General features: G+C 47.2%; 16 protein-coding genes. 8 read left to right on the top strand and 8 right to left on the bottom strand.

The features are described 5' to 3' along the window. Positions 1 to 311 precede the first annotated feature (311 nt). The 3 genes from ACHA99_RS05735 to ACHA99_RS05725 form a co-directional block, all read right to left on the bottom strand. Positions 312 to 713 carry a YbaY family lipoprotein gene (locus ACHA99_RS05735; protein WP_168824317.1) on the bottom strand — a complete coding sequence of 134 codons (402 nt, stop codon included), beginning with the start codon at positions 711 to 713 and terminating at the stop codon, positions 312 to 314. Position 714: 1 nt separating this feature from the next. Next, positions 715 to 1,581, bottom strand: coding sequence for an acyl-CoA thioesterase II (gene tesB / locus ACHA99_RS05730; protein ID WP_028761097.1), 867 nt, complete (start codon positions 1,579 to 1,581; stop codon positions 715 to 717). Positions 1,582 to 1,818: 237 nt separating this feature from the next. Further along, complete coding sequence (locus ACHA99_RS05725) at positions 1,819 to 2,757, bottom strand: SDR family NAD(P)-dependent oxidoreductase (protein WP_393941623.1); 939 nt, start codon at positions 2,755 to 2,757, stop codon at positions 1,819 to 1,821. 342 nt (positions 2,758 to 3,099) lie between these two features. Between ACHA99_RS05725 and ACHA99_RS05720 the strand changes: the two genes are divergently transcribed. Then, positions 3,100 to 3,975, top strand: a complete 876-nt coding sequence (locus ACHA99_RS05720) for a 1,4-dihydroxy-2-naphthoate polyprenyltransferase (RefSeq protein WP_028761099.1) — start codon at positions 3,100 to 3,102, stop codon at positions 3,973 to 3,975. Between the two features lie 145 nt (positions 3,976 to 4,120). On the opposite strand, the gene ACHA99_RS05715 is transcribed toward ACHA99_RS05720, so the two are convergent. After that, a complete protein-coding gene (locus tag ACHA99_RS05715; RefSeq protein WP_393941620.1) occupies positions 4,121 to 4,936 on the bottom strand; it encodes a DODA-type extradiol aromatic ring-opening family dioxygenase in 816 nt (271 codons plus the stop codon). Positions 4,937 to 5,033: 97 nt separating this feature from the next. Continuing rightward, positions 5,034 to 5,516, bottom strand: coding sequence for a DoxX family protein (locus tag ACHA99_RS05710; RefSeq protein ID WP_393941618.1), 483 nt, complete (start codon positions 5,514 to 5,516; stop codon positions 5,034 to 5,036). A 163-nt stretch (positions 5,517 to 5,679) separates the two neighbouring features. Between ACHA99_RS05710 and ACHA99_RS05705 the strand changes: the two genes are divergently transcribed. Continuing rightward, positions 5,680 to 6,579, top strand: a complete 900-nt coding sequence (locus ACHA99_RS05705) for a LysR family transcriptional regulator (protein ID WP_338258741.1) — start codon at positions 5,680 to 5,682, stop codon at positions 6,577 to 6,579. Between the two features lie 131 nt (positions 6,580 to 6,710). On the opposite strand, the gene gndA is transcribed toward ACHA99_RS05705, so the two are convergent. The 3 genes from gndA to ACHA99_RS05690 form a co-directional block, all read right to left on the bottom strand. Beyond that, positions 6,711 to 8,237, bottom strand: coding sequence for an NADP-dependent phosphogluconate dehydrogenase (gene gndA / locus ACHA99_RS05700; RefSeq protein ID WP_393941616.1), 1,527 nt, complete (start codon positions 8,235 to 8,237; stop codon positions 6,711 to 6,713). A gap of 160 nt (positions 8,238 to 8,397) precedes the next feature. Next, a complete protein-coding gene (sugE, locus tag ACHA99_RS05695; protein ID WP_028761104.1) occupies positions 8,398 to 8,712 on the bottom strand; it encodes a quaternary ammonium compound efflux SMR transporter SugE in 315 nt (104 codons plus the stop codon). A 324-nt stretch (positions 8,713 to 9,036) separates the two neighbouring features. Further along, positions 9,037 to 10,995, bottom strand: a complete 1,959-nt coding sequence (locus ACHA99_RS05690; RefSeq protein WP_393941614.1) for a propionyl-CoA synthetase — start codon at positions 10,993 to 10,995, stop codon at positions 9,037 to 9,039. Between the two features lie 291 nt (positions 10,996 to 11,286). Here ACHA99_RS05690 and ACHA99_RS05685 point away from each other — a divergent pair, with 291 nt between their 5' ends. The 6 genes from ACHA99_RS05685 (at position 11,287) to ACHA99_RS05660 (ending at position 18,649) form a co-directional block, all read left to right on the top strand. Continuing rightward, positions 11,287 to 11,694: a MerR family DNA-binding transcriptional regulator gene (locus tag ACHA99_RS05685; RefSeq protein ID WP_393941612.1), complete on the top strand. Its 408-nt coding sequence runs from the start codon at positions 11,287 to 11,289 to the stop codon at positions 11,692 to 11,694. Positions 11,695 to 11,860: 166 nt separating this feature from the next. Next, entirely contained in the window at positions 11,861 to 13,030 is a 1,170-nt protein-coding gene (locus ACHA99_RS05680) for an isovaleryl-CoA dehydrogenase (RefSeq protein WP_263197906.1), read from the top strand. A 116-nt stretch (positions 13,031 to 13,146) separates the two neighbouring features. Continuing rightward, positions 13,147 to 14,754, top strand: a complete 1,608-nt coding sequence (locus tag ACHA99_RS05675; RefSeq protein ID WP_105252050.1) for a carboxyl transferase domain-containing protein — start codon at positions 13,147 to 13,149, stop codon at positions 14,752 to 14,754. Between the two features lie 49 nt (positions 14,755 to 14,803). Next, a complete protein-coding gene (locus ACHA99_RS05670) occupies positions 14,804 to 15,682 on the top strand; it encodes an enoyl-CoA hydratase-related protein (RefSeq protein ID WP_393941609.1) in 879 nt (292 codons plus the stop codon). Further along, the gene (locus ACHA99_RS05665) at positions 15,682 to 17,724 is read left to right on the top strand and encodes an acetyl/propionyl/methylcrotonyl-CoA carboxylase subunit alpha (RefSeq protein WP_393941607.1); all 2,043 of its coding nucleotides are present in this window, start codon (positions 15,682 to 15,684) and stop codon (positions 17,722 to 17,724) included. Before ACHA99_RS05670 ends, ACHA99_RS05665 begins: the two co-directional genes overlap by 1 nt. Before the next feature lies 1 nt (position 17,725). Further along, a complete protein-coding gene (locus ACHA99_RS05660; protein ID WP_393941605.1) occupies positions 17,726 to 18,649 on the top strand; it encodes a hydroxymethylglutaryl-CoA lyase in 924 nt (307 codons plus the stop codon). Positions 18,650 to 18,665: the final 16 nt, after the last annotated feature.

Below are 18,665 nucleotides of genomic sequence, written 5' to 3'. Positions count from 1 at the left end.
ATATCATTAGTTACAAAATAAACTCAAAACATCTTTTACTAAACAATAAAGAACAAAGGCAATAACTTTTAATTAACAAAATACATACATTTTGTTTTGCATAATATTTTACAAAATGATATCCCTTATAAAAAATCAACTAACTTATGCATTAATATTCTTAATCCTCTATAGAGCAAATTAATACTTAATCTCACATTTACAGCATAGCAAGCGGATTAATGATCACAAAAAAGCCCTTTCAATATAGAATTGAAAGGGCTAAATCTTCATCAATATAAAAACAATATTATTGCAGTTGTGGCCAGTGGTTAATTCGCCATCACCGCCTTCATTAACACTTCTGTCGTGAACTTATCATTATTGATAACTGGGAACCTGTCATAGGTTTGGAAAATCACTTGGTCTTGAAACTTGATCATCGCCACTACGCCATATTGGATACTTTTATCGATCGATTTAGCGGGCAGTGTAAATTTAAATGGCACAGGTGCTCTGGCGATATTGAAGGTTTTTTGTGCGACGACGACACCTGGAGTATTCAAATCAATAATGGCAATAATGATTTGGCAGCCTTGAGGTAATGGGATCTTCTCTAGATAGCCAGCTGCGCCATTGATGATAATCGGTTGTTCAGGTGTTACAGTCACGCAGCCATTGAGCAAGACAGCCATGAGAGAGAACAATATAAACGATTTTATTTTCAGATACATACTAACGTCCTTTTACCATGCGTATCAGGCCTTCTTGGGTAGAAGAAGCCACTAACTCGCCTTGTTGATTGAAAAACTGCCCTCTGACGTAACCTCTGCCACCGCTAGCATTAGGACTATCGATACTGTAAAGCAACCACTCTCCCATATTAATCGGGCGATGGAACCACATCGCGTGATCGATCGTCGCCATTCGTACCCCTGGACTTAAGAAGGATACACCGTGGGGCTGAGCTGCCGTGACTAAAAAGTTAAAGTCTGAGGCATAGGCGAGTAAATATTCATGGATATGGGCATCATTTGGCATAGGGCCATTAGCCCTCATCCAAACATAACGGTACGGCTCAGTTTCTTTAGGCGCAAAAGGGTGCAGTGGATTGACCAATCGCATCTCAATTGGCGCATCGGCCATAAACTTTTCAAGTATGCTCGGCGGTACTTTATCCCGCATCGTCAGCGCCAATTCCTGCTGATTCAACAAACCTTCAGGTCCGGGCACTTGCGGCATAGCGGCTTGATGACTAAAGCCTTCCTCAGGTTCTTGGAAGGAGCAGGTCATATGAAAAATGGGGCGACCTTTTTGAATAGCACTAACCCGACGAGCGCTAAAACTACCGCCATCACGCATATTTTCTACTTCATAAACAATCGGCAACTTCTCGTCACCTGCACGTAAAAAGTAGGAGTGTAATGAATGGATCTTACGCTCAGCAGCTACAGTCTGTTTTGCGGCGCTCAGTGCTTGACCCATCACCTGACCACCAAACACATGCCCAAAACCCAGATCTTGGCTTTGACCACGAAAGAGGCCAATTTCAATTTGCTCAAGGGAAAGTAATGATAAAAGATCGTCTAATACCTGACTCATGGGATCCTACTGCGTAATTAGCAATTAATCTTAAAGGGTAACTCAGTTAGCATTAAGCTGACCAGTCTTCTATCGATTATTCACAATCAAATCATCACTCCAACGGTGAGGAATTAAACGAGGCACGCTGGAGTGTCTATGTTATTTATTGTGGTTAGCATTTACGGCTTTATTGAGCCACTTACTGGATTTAAATCGCTATAGATGCAGGCTTAGTTCAAATACAAGCATGATGAATCAATCGATTTTAATGTGATGTTCTAGCGCACTTAACTTAGACCAAGACAAAACCTTATCCTCTCCACAGGAGTGCAAGCTCACGGGGAAGGATTGGTGTAACTGTGGCCACTGCTGCGCGAGGTTATCTGGCGTAAAAAGACCTTCATTAAAATACATAGGCTGAAACTCGACAAACATGCCGTGGCTAACACTGCCCGCTCCGGCGAGTAGATGTTGACCATTTGGCGCCTGTTCACTCACCAAGAAAGCCGTAGTAGCCGTTAATGATTCAAAGGAAAATAGCGGCTGAATCGCACTCGCTAAATGTTTGGCCGTCATCGCGGTTACGGCCTGAGGGCATAAACTATTGACTCGAATATTATGAATTTCACCTTCTAATGATAAGCTATTCACCATGCCGACCAGCGCCATCTTGCTCGCACTAAAACCAACTTGATGCAAGTCACCGAACAAGGCCGAGGCTCCCGTTGTCATCATTATCCGGCCAAAATGCTGTTGTTGCATATAAGGCCAAACAGCTTGAGTGAGATAAAAGCTGCCATTGAGATCGACATCCAATTGCCGTTGCCACTGCTCAAGTTTAATGTGTTCAAAGGGACAAGCACCATAAACGCCCGCGTTATTAATCAAGATATCAATGCGATGCCAGCGTAGGATCACCTCTTCAATCATGCTATTCACTTCATTTCGCTGACTCACATCAAGCACAAAATAAATGCAATCTCCACCAAGTTTAATAATGCTGCAATAGGTCTGCATTAATTCTAAGTTAGCTTGGCTCGTCTGAGCGCCGTCGGTGGAAATTGACTCATAGGACGATAACGGCTGGTCGACGAGTATCACTTTTGCCCCCCGTTCAGCCAACATGATGGCATACGCTCGACCTAACCCAGCCGCAGCCCCAGTGACTAATGCCACCTTATTGTCAAAACGCATCCAAATATGTCCTTATCGGCATTGTTGTAGCGGCAAAAAATAACGAGCATAGGGTAGCAACCGCCTATGCTATCTACTAAATAGAGTATTTAGCGTTACGCCTATGTCATGGACAGCACAAAGCCTCCATTAACATTAACTATGGAAACACAGACTTTTTTGATTTTCTTTGAACTTAACGACAAATCTCATCCTGCATCAGTGAACATATGTGCGCCAATTCAAACTCTGTTAAATGCGTTTATTAGATAGTGCTCACTTTCGTGTTAAATCTTGTTATGCTATGCGCTAATTGAGCCCTTGCTCGGTACCATTCCCATTTACCAATAATGACTGGACGCCATGAATCCTTGGATTTTAGCAATAAGACCCCGTACGCTACCCGCGGCCATAGGTCCCCTACTGATAGGCAACATTCTCGCCCTGCATCTTGAGAGTTACAGCTGGTTAATCGCTGCCACTTCAATGTTGTGTGCTGTCTTATTACAAATCGCCGTCAACCTCGCTAACGACTATTTTGATTTTAAAAACGGCATAGATACAGACGAGCGCTTAGGGCCCGTTCGCGTGACTCAAAGTGGTTTAATTTCACCAACAAGCGTTCGCAATGCCATGATATTTTGTCTCTTAATGGCGCTTGCCGTGGGATCATATCTGATTTGGCACGGAGGCTGGCCCATCGCCATTCTCGCCGCAGCCGCTATTTTAGGTGCTCTTGGCTACAGTGGTGGCCCCTATCCCCTCGCCTCCCATGGGCTCGGTGAAGTAGCAGCATTTGTCTTTTTTGGCTTAGTTGCAGTGGTGGGCAGTTATTATCTGCAGGCAGGCGATACGACTATTAATGCGTGGTTATTAGGTTGTGCGATTGGCTTATTTAACGCTGCGATTATGTTGGTGAATAACACTCGCGATATCCGCACCGACACCCAAGCGGGCAAGCATACTCTAGCGGTACGTATCGGCGAAGCTCAGGCAAAAGTGCTTTATCAAGCCTTAATCTATTTGCCCTTTGGCCTAGTCATCGCTGGCTTTTTATTCGGTATTTTACCCGGCTTACCAGTACTACTTGCGGGATTATCTCTGCTTATTGCCCGCAAACTCAGTAGCGATTTTTATGCAGTTTCTGGTGAAGCCTTAAATCCGTTACTCGGCCGCACAGCTAAGTTAACCATGATTTTCAGTACCTTGTTTAGCGTGGGTTTAGTGTTTACCGCATAAGAGTAAATCCGCTAAGCTAATGCTACACCACAGCTCAATGCTGAATATAAAAAGGTTCATATCTTCGATAGATACGAACCTTTTTATTGGCCGCAACACAACTTCAATTTGGCTTATTATCGACGAGGGAAATCCTACCCTCCATTTATTGCCAGATATAACCAGAGATCAGCGTGTTTAACAAAATACCATTAAAGTTGCGTTCGGCATGGGATGAACCATTATGGCCTGCACCAAAACACACATGTAGCGGTAATAAATGTTCTTCCCGCGGATGACTAAAACGCGCTTCAGGGGCTGATTGCCAATGAGTTAACGCTGTTTTTACCTCGGCAGAACTAACACTTGCCGTTAAAGTTTGCGTCAACCAATGATCAAATTCTGCACTGCGGCTTTGCACTGTGAGATCGCTTGAGAAAAATGCCCGCATATTGTGAAACGACATGCCAGACCCCACGATCAACACCCCTTGGTCCCGCAGCGGCGCTAAAGCCTCCCCAATCGCTATATGGATTTTAGGATCGAGGCTGTGGACTAACGACATCTGCACCACGGGAATATTCGCCTCAGGATACATCAACTTAAGTGGTACAAAGGTACCGTGATCAAATGCGCGTTCACTATCTAAGCGGGCGGCGATGCCCTTATCCGCTAGCATATTCGCAATCTGTGCGGCTAATTCTGGCTCACCGGGTGCAGGATATGTCAGCTGATAAGCCTCAGGTGGAAATCCATAGTAATCATACAAAATACTTGGCTTTGGGCTACTCGACAAAGTCACCACAGATTCTTCCCAATGGGCAGTGATCAACACAATCGCCTTTGGAGTTGGCATTGGCGCTGTTACTGAAGTTAAAAATGTACGCAATTCCCTATGATTAACATCATTGAGCAAAGGCATTGGGCCACCACCGTGGGGCACAAATAGCACAGGCATACGACTCGCGTTAACTTGCATCATAATCCTCTCGTGTTGATTAACTTATATCTGTACTACTGGCTTTAAACTCAGCATTTCTCGCTTAACTCACGGTTCTACATAACACTTCAATGCACGCTTAAAATGCGGAACGACTATGCACCAACTGCCGCTGAAATCGCACTAAACGCTCAACAATTTCATCGAGTTTAATAACCAGAAAAAGTCCAGCCGATAAGCTCAATGCCGGCAGTGCATTAATCGGCGCTTCATAGTTAAAGTGGAAATAAATAGCCCCCAACATAATCGCCAGTAAACCGCTCGCCGATAGCACTCGGTAGTCACGTAGACACAACCCAAGGGCACCAATCACTTCCATCAAACCAATAAAATAACCAAAACCAGTGGGAAGATTAATTAATGTGAACGGAACATGGAACATAGACACGCCAAATAACTTGGCAAATCCCGAGATGAAAAACACTATGCTCATCGCCAATGTGACGGTTGCAGCGGCGCGATTGAGTATATTGGCACAAAGGAATAACTTCTGTGTATCAACCTCTGCAACTAAGCCATTGATACTTGACCCCTTGGTATCACATAAGTTTGAAAATCGCATCGCACACACCCCCATTGATCTTAATATTGCCGTCAGTCTTGGGCATAAATTCGCAGACGACGAGCGAGAATGGAATCGATTATGAGCCGATAAAAGATAAATAAATATGGAATAAAATCTAATATCTCATAAACTAATAATTTATGACTTGTGAGCAATCCTTGTGACCTTAGACCAACTGCTGATGTTTAAAACCGTAGCTGAGGCGGGCTCACTCAAAGCTGCCAGTGACAAGCTGCATAAAACCCAACCCGCCATTAGTCAAAGTATCAAACAGTTAGAATCTCAACTCGATCTTATCCTGTTTAATCGCGAAGGTTATCGACTCGCCATCACTGAGCAAGGTCGAAAACTGCTGCAACATACCCTGCGGGTACTGAATGAAGCGCAAGAAATGAAGCAAGTAGCGAAGCATTTAGCCAAAGGTAACGAAGCAAGCATCACCTTAGCTTTTGAAGCCTCCTTTAATCTCGCTCGAATTTTGCCGATTTTAGAGCTGACTCAAAATGAGTTTCCCTATACCCAAATTATTCTCAAACAAGAGTTTTTAACTGGTGCACTCGAAGCGCTGAATCAAGATAAAGCTGAAATCATCATCTCCGCAGGCGGAATTGAACCCATACGTTCGAGCCATTTAGAATTAGCCTATCTTTTTTCCGGTAGCCTTCTCGATGTTGCAGCACCGCGCATGCTTGAACGTCATCCGACACTGACCTACGCACGAGAGCTCGTTAATGAATACCAAATCGTGATCCAAGATACAGGCTCAGGCACTGCGAATATTGAGTTTGGGGTACAGGCGGGGCAACGACGATGGTATGTTAATGATTTTTACACCAAAAAAATGCTTATTCAAAGTGGTATGGGCTGGGGCAAACTGCCGCACTATATGATTGAAGATTCACTCAAACAGGGCGCATTGATTGCACTGGATCTGCGTGAAAGGCAAAACAACATTCAACTCGATTACTATGTGATGCGAAAACCCCACTCACCTTTAGGCCCCGTCGCCCAAGCACTCTGGCAAAAGCTGATCGCCTTTTCATCTGAGCTGAATGCTTAGGACTTTAAGCTTAAGATTTAGCTTAGTGACTTAAAATGAATTGAAGTCAAAAAGTCATAAGCCGTTATAAAATCATCGACTATAAAAAAACGCCCCTTGATAAGGGGCGTTTTTCATTTTGTTAGCGGGCACTAAACCTTAGCTAAGGTGCGCTCTTTAGCGCTCCAATCTAAGTGATATTTCTCGCCTGCTGGGGTATCGATACGCTCAAAGGTATGAGAGCCGAAAAAGTCACGCTGACCTTGGAGTAAGTTCGCCGGTAATGTTTCGCAGCGGTAACTGTCGTAATATGCCAGTGCCGAACTAATACATGGTGCAGGAATACCTTGCATTACCGCAGTCGCAACCGCAGTGCGCCATAGGCCTTGCTTTTCAGACAAGGCAGACGCAAAACTGTCCGCCATCAACAGATTGCTAAGATCAGATTTGTCTTCATAGGCTTGAGTGATTGATTGCAAGAAAGTTGCGCGAATAATACAACCCGCACGCCAAATTTTTGCAATTTCAGCAAAGTCTAACTGCCATTTTTGTTCATGAGCCGTCATAGCCATCAACTGGAAGCCTTGGGCGTAACAACACACTTTCGCGCAATATAACGCACTTTCAAGGGCTTCAATCAACAGTGCTTTTTGTGCGTCATCGATAACAGGTGCATTTGGCCCAGCCAATTTCTGGCTGAGTTGTAGACGTAAGGATTTTTGGGTACTTATGGCGCGCGCATACACAGCTTCAGCAATCGTCGGTGCAGGGCAACCAATTTGTAAACTGCTCACGGCCGTCCACAAACCTGTGCCTTTTTGGCCCGCTTTATCTAAGATCATTTCCACCAACGGTTTACCCGTTAAGGGGTCGGCCTGTTTTAATACTTCGCTGCTGATCTCCATCAAGTAGCTATTCAAGCTGCCTTTGTTCCAACGTTCAAACACATCGCCCACTTCTGCAGCACTCATGCCTAAACCGTCATGCAGCATTTGATACGCTTCGCAAATCAACTGCATATCAGCGTATTCAATACCGTTATGCACCATCTTCACATAATGACCAGCACCCGCGGGGCCAATATAAGTCGTGCATGGCTCGCCTTCTGTCACGGGATTACCCGGCTCGAAGCGTTCGATAGGTAGCCCAGTTTTGGCATCAACCTTAGCGGCAATCGCTTTCCAAATCGGTGCAACATGATGCCATGCATCGATATCACCGCTAGGCATAAGAGAGGGTCCAAAACGCGCACCGACTTCGCCGCCCGAAACTGCAGAACTGAAAAATACAAATTGCCCTTTGTAGCGCGCTTCACGCTCAACAGTGTCGGTCCATAGGCTGTTACCAGTATCGATAACGATATCATCGGACTCAATTCCGGCAGAAATCAAGGCACTACAGACACCATCGACGGGTGCACCAGCGGGAACAGAAAGCACAAGAATGCGGGGTTTTGTGAGACTGGCTAACATTTCGGTAAGATTAGCACAGCCAAGGATGCGAGGTTCGAGTCCAGCGCGTTCCTGTTTTTCTTGCTGTATAACACCATTAACTTTAACAGGATCGAGGTCAAATGCGCTGACGTGATATTGGTTATCCGCGATGTTTAGCGCGAGGTTTTTACCCATAACGCCAAGGCCAATTACGCCGATATCATTAAGATTGCTGTGGTTTTGCATTATATAATTCCCACGGGTCACAGAGGTTAGAGCTAACCAATTTTGAGGCGTAATTATACCGATCTTTGTAACTTAATTACCAGAGACATACGATTGGCAATTTCGATTGTGCCGAAAGTACCAATCGTTTAGGTCTCATTTTATCCAATAGAACCGTCAATTAATGGGCAAGTTTAAGCCCTAAAACACCCAGTAATATCAATATCAAACTGGCAATTTTAAGTAAGCTAACGCCTTCTCCCAAGAGGATAATTCCCGCAATTGCGGTGCCCATAGCGCCAATACCGACCCACACGCCGTAAGCCGTACCTATAGGTAGCTGCTTAACCGCGAGTCCGAGTAGCAACACACTCACTGCCATCGACGCCACTGTAAAGATACTTGGCCACAAACGCGTAAAACCGTCGGTATATTTCAGTCCGATTGCCCAACCAATTTCAAATAAACCCGCAAGAACTAATAAGAACCAACTCATAGTGAACTCCCATAAAGGGGTCGTCCCCATGTTAGATTAGGCGTATTTAGGGTCGTCCCTAAGCCATTTGATTACAGTAAAACTGTAGGTGATATAGCTGTACGTGATAACAGTACGTGACAGCTGTGCTGTGATAACTGTACGTGATGAGAATGCAAGACTAGCAAATTTGAGGTGAAAATTTCAATCTTTGATTTTGCCGAAATAAGAAATGCCATGCGCAAAAAGGCGATAGCAAGCTTGGTCAGTTTACTATCGCCTTAATATTTCAACTCTCTATAAGACCTTTACACTCTTCCTATAAAAGCCTTTACGCTCTATTTCTTACACTAAAGCATCGGCATAACCCATGCGAGTGAGCGCGGTACGCACTAACTCTAAGGTCTGTGGATCTTCTATGGTCGCTGGCGCGGTATATTGCTGATTATCGGCAATTTTTCGCATAGTACCGCGTAAAATTTTACCCGAGCGCGTTTTAGGTAATTTTTGAATCGCACTCACTAACCTAAAGGAGGCGACGGGACCAATTTCTTGGCGTACCAGGGTTATTAACTGTTTATGCAGCTCTTCATCACTGATCGTCACGCCTTTCTTGAGTACCACTAATCCGAGGGGAACTTGGCCCTTAAGCGCATCATCTACCCCAATTACCGCGGCTTCGGCCACATCAGGGTGTTGACATAACACTTCTTCGAAGCGCCCCGTCGATAGCCTGTGTCCCGCTACATTTATGATGTCATCGATACGACTCATAATGTAGAGATAGCCGTCTTCATCGGTATAACCCGCATCGCCAGTTAAGTAATAACCTGGATACATAGACAAGTAACTATCTTGATAGCGTTGATCATTTTGCCACAGTGTCGTTAAGGTTCCCGGCGGTAGAGGCAATTTAATCACCACATTTCCCGAAGTATTGGGCGCAACTTGCTCACCCAATTCGTCTAGCACTTCAACCGCATAACCCGGCACAGGTAAAGCTGGCGAACCCGGTTTAATGGTAACCGGTGCTGTACCCATCAAGTTTGCCGCGACAGGCCAGCCCGTTTCGGTTTGCCACCAGTGATCAATAACAGGTTTAGCAAGTTTTGTGTGTGCCCAAACTAAGGTATCGGGATCGCAACGTTCCCCCGCCAAAAAAACATTTTTAAGACAATTTAAATCAACACCTTGTAGATATTCACCGTCAGGATCTTCACGCTTGATTGCGCGAATGGCCGTCGGCGCGGTGAAGAAGCTTTTGACCTTATATTTGGCAATCGTGCGCCAAAATGCGCCGGGATCTGGCGTTCCCACAGGTTTGCCTTCATACATTAAGGTGGTGGCGCCCACCAGCAGTGGCCCATACACAATGTAAGAATGACCCACAACCCAACCCACATCGGACGCAGCCCAAAACACATCACCCGCTTGAATATCGTAAATATGCTGCATCGACCAAGCCAGAGCCACGGCATGGCCACCATTATCGCGTACCACACCTTTAGGCTGACCCGTGGTGCCTGAGGTATAAAGCACATACAAGGGATCGGTAGCCTTAAGCGCAACACAATCGGCCTTAGGTGCAGTCGCTAATGCGGCTTGCCAATCTAAGTCACGGCCCTCCTGCAAATCGGCTTGATACTGGCTGCGATTTAAAATCAGGCAATGCTCCACCTGATGAACAGCATGTTCCAATGCTTTGTCTAGTAAAGGCTTATAAGGAATGACGCCCGAAGGCTCAATGCCGCAAGATGCCGACAAGACCAATTTAGGCTTGGCATCGTTAATCCGAGTCGCGAGTTCATTGGCGGCAAAGCCACCAAAAACCACAGAATGAATCGCACCGATGCGGGCACAGGCCAGCATAGCGAAGGCAGTTTCCGGCACCATAGGCATATAAATCACCACACGGTCGCCCTTCACTATACCAATAGATTGCATAAAGCCCGCGAGTCGGCTCACTTGAGCCTGTAACTCCCCGTAGCTAATGCCGTATTCAGTATCCGTAACAGGACTCACATACTGGATAGCCACTTGGTCACCGCGTCCAGCCAACACATGGCGGTCAACGGCGTTATAACAAGTGTTCATCTCACCATCGGCGAACCAATGATAAAACGGCGCCTGTGATTCATCGAGCACAGTTTGCGCTGGCTTAATCCAATCGAGCGTCTTCGCCGCTTCTCCCCAGAATTCGGCTTTATTAAGCAAGGATGCTTGGTGCAACGCTTGATGTTTTTGTTGGTTCTGTTTTTGATTTGTGGCTTGCGCTACAGATGCATTTTGCTGTTCGGTCAACATATGTCCTCCAATCAGGACTGCGACTCACATCGTCAGCCGCAATAACTACCCCTTCCTGCTTCTATTATTAGCAAGGAGGTCTAAAGCCCACTATTAGACGTTAGCCTATAACCAGAAGATATTTGTGGTTTTATGTGAGAACACTAATTTAAAGCACACGTTTTAATCTCGCTGCACAGGCTTATGGCAATTGGGATTGACACTTTTTTGCCAACAGAATAAAAGCCAAAATCTTTACCTTTACGTAAACTTCATATATCTTGCTTAAAAATGATTATTTAGGGTGCATGAATGAGCGCAACGAACACACCACAAACGACTTACTCGATCAGTGATCTCTCAAAAGAGTTTGATATCACTACTCGTAGTATTCGTTTTTACGAAGACCAAGGTTTACTTAAGCCAAAACGCCGCGGCCAAACCCGTATTTATAGCCTCAAAGACAAGGTGCGTCTCAAGCTCATTCTTCGCGGTAAACGCTTGGGCTTTTCTTTGGCAGAAACCCGTCGTTTGTTCGAATTATACGATGCCGACAAGAGCAGCACTTCACAACTCAATACCATGCTGGCGCTAGTGGAAGAAAAGAAGTCCGCACTACAACAGCAAATGGACGACATCAAAGTCGTATTGATGGAACTCAATTCCGCCGAGCAGCAGTGCCGTTTAGCCTTAGAAGATAACAAAACGGCAAAAGCCTAAATCCCCGTTGACACAAAATCAAATCAATTTGATGGCGATAACGACTACGGATTTAAGTACAAGATTTAAGTACAAGATTTAAGTACAAGATTTAAAAGACTCAAGCACCTAAAAATCATAAAAACTATAACAATCTGAAATTAGAACATCTGAAAGGACACAAGCAATGAACTCTCTCTACACAAGTCTAAATTTTGGCCTAGGCGAAGACGTCGATATGCTGCGCGATGCAGTGCAGGATTTTGCCGCGAATGAAATCGCCCCAATTGCCGCGAAAGTGGATCACGACAATGCCTTTCCCAATGAACTTTGGCCTGTGCTTGGAGGAATGGGACTGCTCGGAGTAACGGTACCCGAAGAGTTCGGCGGCGCAAACATGGGCTACCTAGCCCACGTCGTCGCAATGGAAGAAATCTCCCGTGCATCCGCTTCTATCGGCCTAAGTTATGGCGCCCACTCAAACCTGTGTGTCAATCAAATCAACCGTAACGGTAATGCAGCGCAAAAAGCCAAGTACCTGCCAAAACTGGTGAGCGGTGAGCATATTGGCGCGCTGGCTATGAGTGAGCCAAACGCGGGTTCTGACGTGGTTTCGATGAAGCTGCATGCCCGTAAAGAAGGCGACCGATTCATCTTAAACGGCAACAAAATGTGGATCACTAACGGTCCAGATGCACACACCTATGTCATTTACGCGAAAACCGACTTAACCAAAGGCGCACACGGTATTACCGCCTTTATCGTTGAACGTGATTCGAAAGGTTTTAGCCAAGCGCAAAAGCTCGACAAACTCGGCATGCGCGGCTCTAACACCTGCGAACTGGTGTTTGAAGATGTAGAAGTACCAGAAGAAAACATTTTAGGCGGCCTCAATAACGGCGTAAAAGTGCTGATGAGCGGCCTAGATTACGAGCGTGTCGTACTGTCTGGCGGTCCGCTGGGGATCATGAATGCCTGTATGGACATCGTTGTGCCTTACATCCACGAGCGTGAGCAATTTGGCAAATCCATCGGTGAATTCCAACTAGTGCAAGGCAAGTTAGCCGACATGTACACAGGCATGAATGCCGCCAAATCCTATGTCTATAACGTGGCAAAATCCTGCGATCGCGGTGAAACCACCCGTAAAGATGCCGCTGGTGCAATTCTTTATAGCGCAGAACTCGCCACCAAAATGGCACTGGATGCAATTCAACTGCTAGGCGGCAATGGCTATGTCAACGAATATGCCGCGGGCCGCTTACTGCGTGATGCCAAGCTGTATGAAATCGGCGCCGGCACCTCAGAAATTCGCCGCATGCTGATTGGCCGCGAACTGTTCAATGAGTCGAAATAACGCGCGTTCAAATAATCTCTCACAAGTGAATGGGTAGCACCTCACTGTAACTTACAGTTTGCGCCACCCATTCGAGCAAGGTGATACCGAGTTTCCGCTTTATAAGGACAATCAAAGTGACGCAATTAAGCAGTCGTATCAACGCCCGTAGCGATGAATTTAAAGCAAAATCCGACGATATGGCCGCCCTAGTGGCCGATCTCAAAACTAAACTCAATAAAATCGAACTCGGCGGCGGCCCTGTGGCGCTAGAGCGCCATTTATCCCGCGGTAAATTACTGCCACGTCAACGGGTTGAAAAGCTGCTTGATGCAGGCTCACCCTTTTTAGAACTGTCGCAATTTGCGGCGTTTGAAGTTTATGACGAAGAAGTGCCCGCAGCGGGCATTATCGCTGGTATCGGCCGTGTGAGTGGTGTCGAATGCATGATCATCGCCAACGACGCTACAGTTAAAGGCGGCACTTACTACCCGATTACCGTTAAAAAACACCTACGCGCACAAGATATTGCGAGCCGTTGTCACTTGCCTTGTATCTATTTAGTCGACTCGGGCGGCGCTAACCTGCCCCGCCAAGATGAAGTTTTCCCCGACCGCGACCATTTCGGCCGCATCTTTTACAATCAAGCGCAAATGTCCGCTAAAGGCATACCGCAAATTGCAGTGGTGATGGGCTTATGTACCGCAGGCGGCGCCTATGTGCCGGCCATGGCGGATGAATCGATTATCGTAAAAGATCAAGGCACTATCTTCTTAGCAGGCCCGCCATTAGTCAAAGCGGCCACTGGTGAAGAAGTCAGCGCCGAAGAACTCGGCGGCGCCGAAGTACACACTAAAATTTCCGGCGTAGCGGATCATTTAGCCCAAAACGATGAGCACGCGTTAGAGCTTGCCCGCCGCGCGGTATCACGCCTGAATCATCAAAAAGAAATCAAATCACTCTTAAGTCCTGTCAAACCGCCAAAGTTCGACATTAGCGAACTGTATGGCATTGTCGGCACTGATTTGAAAAAGCCCTTTGATGTCAAGGAAGTGATCGCCCGTATCGTCGATGATTCTGATTTTGATGAGTTTAAAGCCAACTATGGTGCGACCTTAGTGTGCGGTTTTGCCCGTATTCACGGCTACCCAGTCGGCATTGTCGCCAACAACGGCATTCTGTTCTCTGAGTCGGCGCAAAAAGGCGCGCACTTTATTGAACTGTGCTGCCAGCGCAAAATTCCGCTGCTGTTCCTACAAAACATCACCGGCTTTATGGTGGGTAAAAAGTACGAACACGAAGGCATCGCTAAACACGGCGCCAAGATGGTGACCGCGGTTTCTTGCGCCAATGTGCCTAAATTCACTGTGATTATCGGCGGCAGCTACGGCGCGGGTAACTACGGCATGTGTGGCCGCGCGTTCGAACCGACCATGATGTGGATGTGGCCAAACGCCCGTATTTCTGTGATGGGCGGAGAGCAAGCCGCAGGCGTTCTTGCCACAGTGCGCCGCGACGGTTTAGCCCGTAAAGGTGAAGAATGGTCACTTGAGGATGAAAAAGCCTTTAAAGCGCCAATTGTCGCCCAGTACGATAAAGAAGGTCATCCGTATCATGCCAGTGCCCGTTTATGGGATGACGGCATTATCGACCCAGCGCAAACCCGTGATGTGGTCGGCCTTGCCCTATCGGCGGCATTAAATGCTCCTATCGAAGATACCCGCTTTGGTGTGTTCCGTATGTAAAAGGCACATGTGAAAAACATATGTCACACAAGAAGATAGGAAAAGAATAATGACAGACACATTAAACAGCGCTAGCGGCAAAAAGGATTTAAGCAACTTGCAGCACGTGAGTTACTCACTCAATCACGGCGTTGCCGAGCTTATTTTAGATCGCAGCGATGTGCACAACGCCTTCGATGAAGTGATGATTAGCGAGATGATTAGCGTCCTTGGCTATTTTGCTGAGCACAAGGATTGCCAACTGCTGGTGCTTAAAGCGAACGGCAAAAACTTCAGCGCCGGCGCCGATCTCAATTGGATGCGCAAACAAGCCAAAATGGACTTTGAGCAAAATCTAAATGATGCCAAAGCCTTAGCAAAACTGATGCAAGATTTAGATACTTTTCCAAAACCCACCATTGCATTAGTGCAAGGCGCAGCCTTTGGCGGCGCACTGGGGTTAATCTGCACCTGCGATATCGCTATCGCCACAACACGCGCCAGTTTTTGCTTGAGCGAAGTGAAACTCGGATTAATTCCAGCGGTAATTAGCCCTTACGTTGCCCGCGCTATGGGTAATCGTGCATCGCGCCGCTACATGCTGACCGCCGAGCGTTTTAGTGCAGAAACCGCCCTTAAGCTAAATGTCATTCATGAGATCAGCGATGACTTAGACGCCGCCGCAACGCCTATGATTGACGCGCTGCTGGCCAATAGTCCACAAGGCATGGCATGGGTAAAAACACTGCTGTCGCATCTTGAAGACGGCGTGATAGACCAAAACACCATTGATTACACTAGCGAGCGTATCGCCCGCATTCGGGTATCAACCGAGGGCCAAGAGGGCTTAAACGCCTTTTTTGAGAAACGTCAGCCTAACTGGCAACAAGCGCACTCAACGCCCTCCAAGCCCATGCAAAAGCCAAGTGATACCCAAGGAGCCCTTTGATGTTGACCAAGCACATGTTTACCAAACTATTGATTGCTAACCGCGGTGAAATCGCCTGTCGCATCATCAAAACTGCCCATGCCATGGGCGTTCGCACAGTTGCCCTATATTCCGATGCCGATAAAGAAGCACGCCATGTCGCCATGGCCGACGAATCCTTCTACTTAGGCGGCAGTGCGCCGGCAGACTCCTATTTAAAGGGCGATTTGATTATCGACATCGCTAAAAAATCCGGTGCACAAGCGATTCACCCAGGTTATGGTTTCTTGTCTGAAAATGCCGACTTTGCCCGTAAATGTGAAGCCGCTGGCATCGCCTTTGTTGGCCCAGGCAGTGATGCTATCGATGCCATGGGCAGCAAAAGCGCCGCTAAATCTATTATGACGGCGGCAAATGTGCCGTTAGTGCCGGGTTATCACGGCGATGACCAAACCGATGCGACCTTAAAAGCGGAGGCACTGAAAATCGGCTTCCCTATGCTGATTAAAGCGGCTTATGGCGGCGGCGGTAAAGGCATGCGTATCGTCGAGAATGAAGGGGAAATCATGGAAGCCGTAAACTCGGCACGCCGTGAAGCGGCCTCTTCTTTTGGTAACGATAAGTTATTGATGGAGCGTTATTTACGCCAACCGCGCCACGTCGAAGTGCAAGTGTTTGCCGACACCTTTGGCAACGCGATTTATTTATCGGATCGCGATTGCTCGATCCAGCGTCGCCACCAAAAAGTGGTCGAAGAGGCGCCAGCACCGGGGTTAAGCGATGCACTGCGTGCCCAAATGGGTGAAGCGGCCGTCGCGGCAGCCAAAGCTATCGATTATGTTGGCGCGGGGACTGTAGAGTTTCTGCTCGACACAGACAATAGCTTCTATTTTATGGAGATGAACACCCGTCTGCAGGTTGAGCATCCAGTGACTGAGATGGTCACAGGCCAAGATTTAGTGAAATGGCAATTGATGGTCGCCAGTGGTCAGCCACTGCCCCTTAAGCAAGATGAAGTACGTATTCACGGCCACTCCTTTGAAGTGCGTATTTATGCCGAAGATCCACAGAATGAGTTTTTACCCGCCAGCGGTAAGCTCAACTTTTTGCGCGAACCCGAGCAAAGCAAATACGTGCGTATCGATTCGGGCATTCGTGAAAACGATGTGATCAGTAACTTCTACGATCCTATGATTGCCAAGCTTATCGTCTGGGATGAATCGCGCCCGCGCGCCCTGCAACGTTTAGTGCATGCCTTAGAGTCGTATCAAATCAGCGGTCTTAAGCACAACATTGAGTTTTTAGCGAACATTGCCGAACACCCAGCGTTTGCCAATGCCGACTTTAGCACTGACTTTATTGGCCGTTATGGCGACACCTTAATTGGCACAGCTTCAAGCGAAGCTGACACTGCCCTTGCCTTTGCCGCGCTGTATCAAGTGCTTGCCCGTAAAGAAGCCGCCAAAGCGCAAGCTGTCAACAGCGCCGATCCTTACTCGCCTTGGGGTCAAGTCAGCGGATTTAGACTCAACAGTTGCAGTCAGCACAATATTGCCCTGCTCGATGATGCCCATGAATTGCAGCAGTTAGTGATGCTCGATTTAGGCGGCATGTATCAGCTACCGCTGCACGGTCAAGATTGGTTACTAAATGGCGAGCTGAAACAAGATTTACTGCTCGCCGAAATCAACGGCCATAAGAGTAAAGTGCCCGTTAGTGCCCAAGGTGATGACTTTACGCTGTTTTTATCCTCTGGCAGTTACCACTTTAAAGCAGTGCAAACACTCGTGGTCGAAGAACAAGCCAGCAATGCTGACAAGTTAAAAGCACCGATGAACGGTACGGTAGTGACCCATTTAGTCGATGTCGGCACACAAGTGAAAGCGGGCCAAGGTTTGCTCGTGATGGAAGCCATGAAGATGGAATACACCATAGAAGCACCCTTTGATGGTATCGTCAGTGAATTCTACTTTAAGGCGGGCGAGCTGGTCACCGATGGTGCAACCTTGCTTAACGTTGAGCCGCTAGAGACAGACGAGCCAACCGCGATCAAGGAAGCCTAAGATGTCGTTAGCCAATCTAAACCAAGCAGCGAACGCCAAAGACAGGGTCAGCATTTTCGAGATGGGCGCACGCGACGGCCTGCAAAACGAAGTCGCAGTGCCGACGGCAGCTAAAATCGCCTTGATTGAATCGCTGGCAGGTGCGGGGCTTAAGCGTATCGAAGCAGGCAGCTTTGTGTCACCTAAATGGGTGCCACAAATGGCCGATTCTGCCGATGTGCTCAAGCAAATACAGCGTCAAAGCGGCGTGGTGTATAGCGCTCTCACACCCAACGTTAAAGGCTTTGAACTAGCACTAGATGCAAAAGCGAGTGAGGTGGCAATATTTGGCGCCGCCTCACAAAGCTTTAGTCAGCGCAATATCAACTGCTCGATAGAAGAGTCGATTGAACGCTTTATCCCTTTGATGGAATTAGCAAAAAAACACAATATTCCGGTGCGCGGTTATGTGTCTTGCGTGCTCGGCTGCCCCTACGAAGGTGAGATAGCGGTCAGTGAAGTGGCCCGTGTGTCTGAAATCCTTTACAAAATGGGCTGTTACGAAATATCGCTCGGCGACACTATCGGTGTAGGCACGCCGCAAAAAGCCCGTAGAATGCTGCAAACAGTGGCTGAGCGCGTCCCAGTCGAAAAACTGGCGCTACACTTTCACGACACCTATGGCCAAGCATTAGCCAACATTTTGGCCTGTTTAGACTTAGGTGTGCGGGTGTTTGACTCCTCGGTTGCGGGTCTTGGCGGTTGCCCCTATGCCAAAGGCGCATCGGGCAATCTTGCCACCGAAGACTTAGTGTATATGCTGCACGGCATGGGATTCGAAACGGGTATCAATTTACAAAAACTCGCGTTAGCAGGGCAAGCTATCAGCACGCAGTTGAATCGCAACAACGGTTCAAAAGTGGCCACCGCCCTGTTAGCAAAATAGAACAAAAATAATTAAC

Source organism: Shewanella sp. S23-S33 (genome assembly GCF_043359565.1).
Lineage (GTDB): Bacteria > Pseudomonadota > Gammaproteobacteria > Enterobacterales > Shewanellaceae > Shewanella > Shewanella oncorhynchi.
The sequence above is the reverse complement of the archived record's forward strand: the minus strand, read 5'-3'. Positions and strand labels throughout refer to the sequence as shown.

Excerpts from the sequence above, each read along its gene's own strand:
- ACHA99_RS05735 (WP_168824317.1), bottom strand. The coding sequence starts at position 713 with ATGTATCTGAAAATAAAATCGTTTATATTGTTCTCTCTCATGGCTGTC.
- tesB (WP_028761097.1), bottom strand. The coding sequence starts at position 1,581 with ATGAGTCAGGTATTAGACGATCTTTTATCATTACTTTCCCTTGAGCAA.
- ACHA99_RS05725 (WP_393941623.1), bottom strand. The coding sequence starts at position 2,757 with ATGCGTTTTGACAATAAGGTGGCATTAGTCACTGGGGCTGCGGCTGGG.
- ACHA99_RS05720 (WP_028761099.1), top strand. The coding sequence starts at position 3,100 with ATGAATCCTTGGATTTTAGCAATAAGACCCCGTACGCTACCCGCGGCC.
- ACHA99_RS05715 (WP_393941620.1), bottom strand. The coding sequence starts at position 4,936 with ATGATGCAAGTTAACGCGAGTCGTATGCCTGTGCTATTTGTGCCCCAC.
- ACHA99_RS05710 (WP_393941618.1), bottom strand. The coding sequence starts at position 5,516 with ATGCGATTTTCAAACTTATGTGATACCAAGGGGTCAAGTATCAATGGC.
- gndA (WP_393941616.1), bottom strand. The coding sequence starts at position 8,237 with ATGCAAAACCACAGCAATCTTAATGATATCGGCGTAATTGGCCTTGGC.
- sugE (WP_028761104.1), bottom strand. The coding sequence starts at position 8,712 with ATGAGTTGGTTCTTATTAGTTCTTGCGGGTTTATTTGAAATTGGTTGG.
- ACHA99_RS05690 (WP_393941614.1), bottom strand. The coding sequence starts at position 10,995 with ATGTTGACCGAACAGCAAAATGCATCTGTAGCGCAAGCCACAAATCAA.
- ACHA99_RS05685 (WP_393941612.1), top strand. The coding sequence starts at position 11,287 with ATGAGCGCAACGAACACACCACAAACGACTTACTCGATCAGTGATCTC.
- ACHA99_RS05680 (WP_263197906.1), top strand. The coding sequence starts at position 11,861 with ATGAACTCTCTCTACACAAGTCTAAATTTTGGCCTAGGCGAAGACGTC.
- ACHA99_RS05670 (WP_393941609.1), top strand. The coding sequence starts at position 14,804 with ATGACAGACACATTAAACAGCGCTAGCGGCAAAAAGGATTTAAGCAAC.
- ACHA99_RS05665 (WP_393941607.1), top strand. The coding sequence starts at position 15,682 with ATGTTGACCAAGCACATGTTTACCAAACTATTGATTGCTAACCGCGGT.
- ACHA99_RS05660 (WP_393941605.1), top strand. The coding sequence starts at position 17,726 with ATGTCGTTAGCCAATCTAAACCAAGCAGCGAACGCCAAAGACAGGGTC.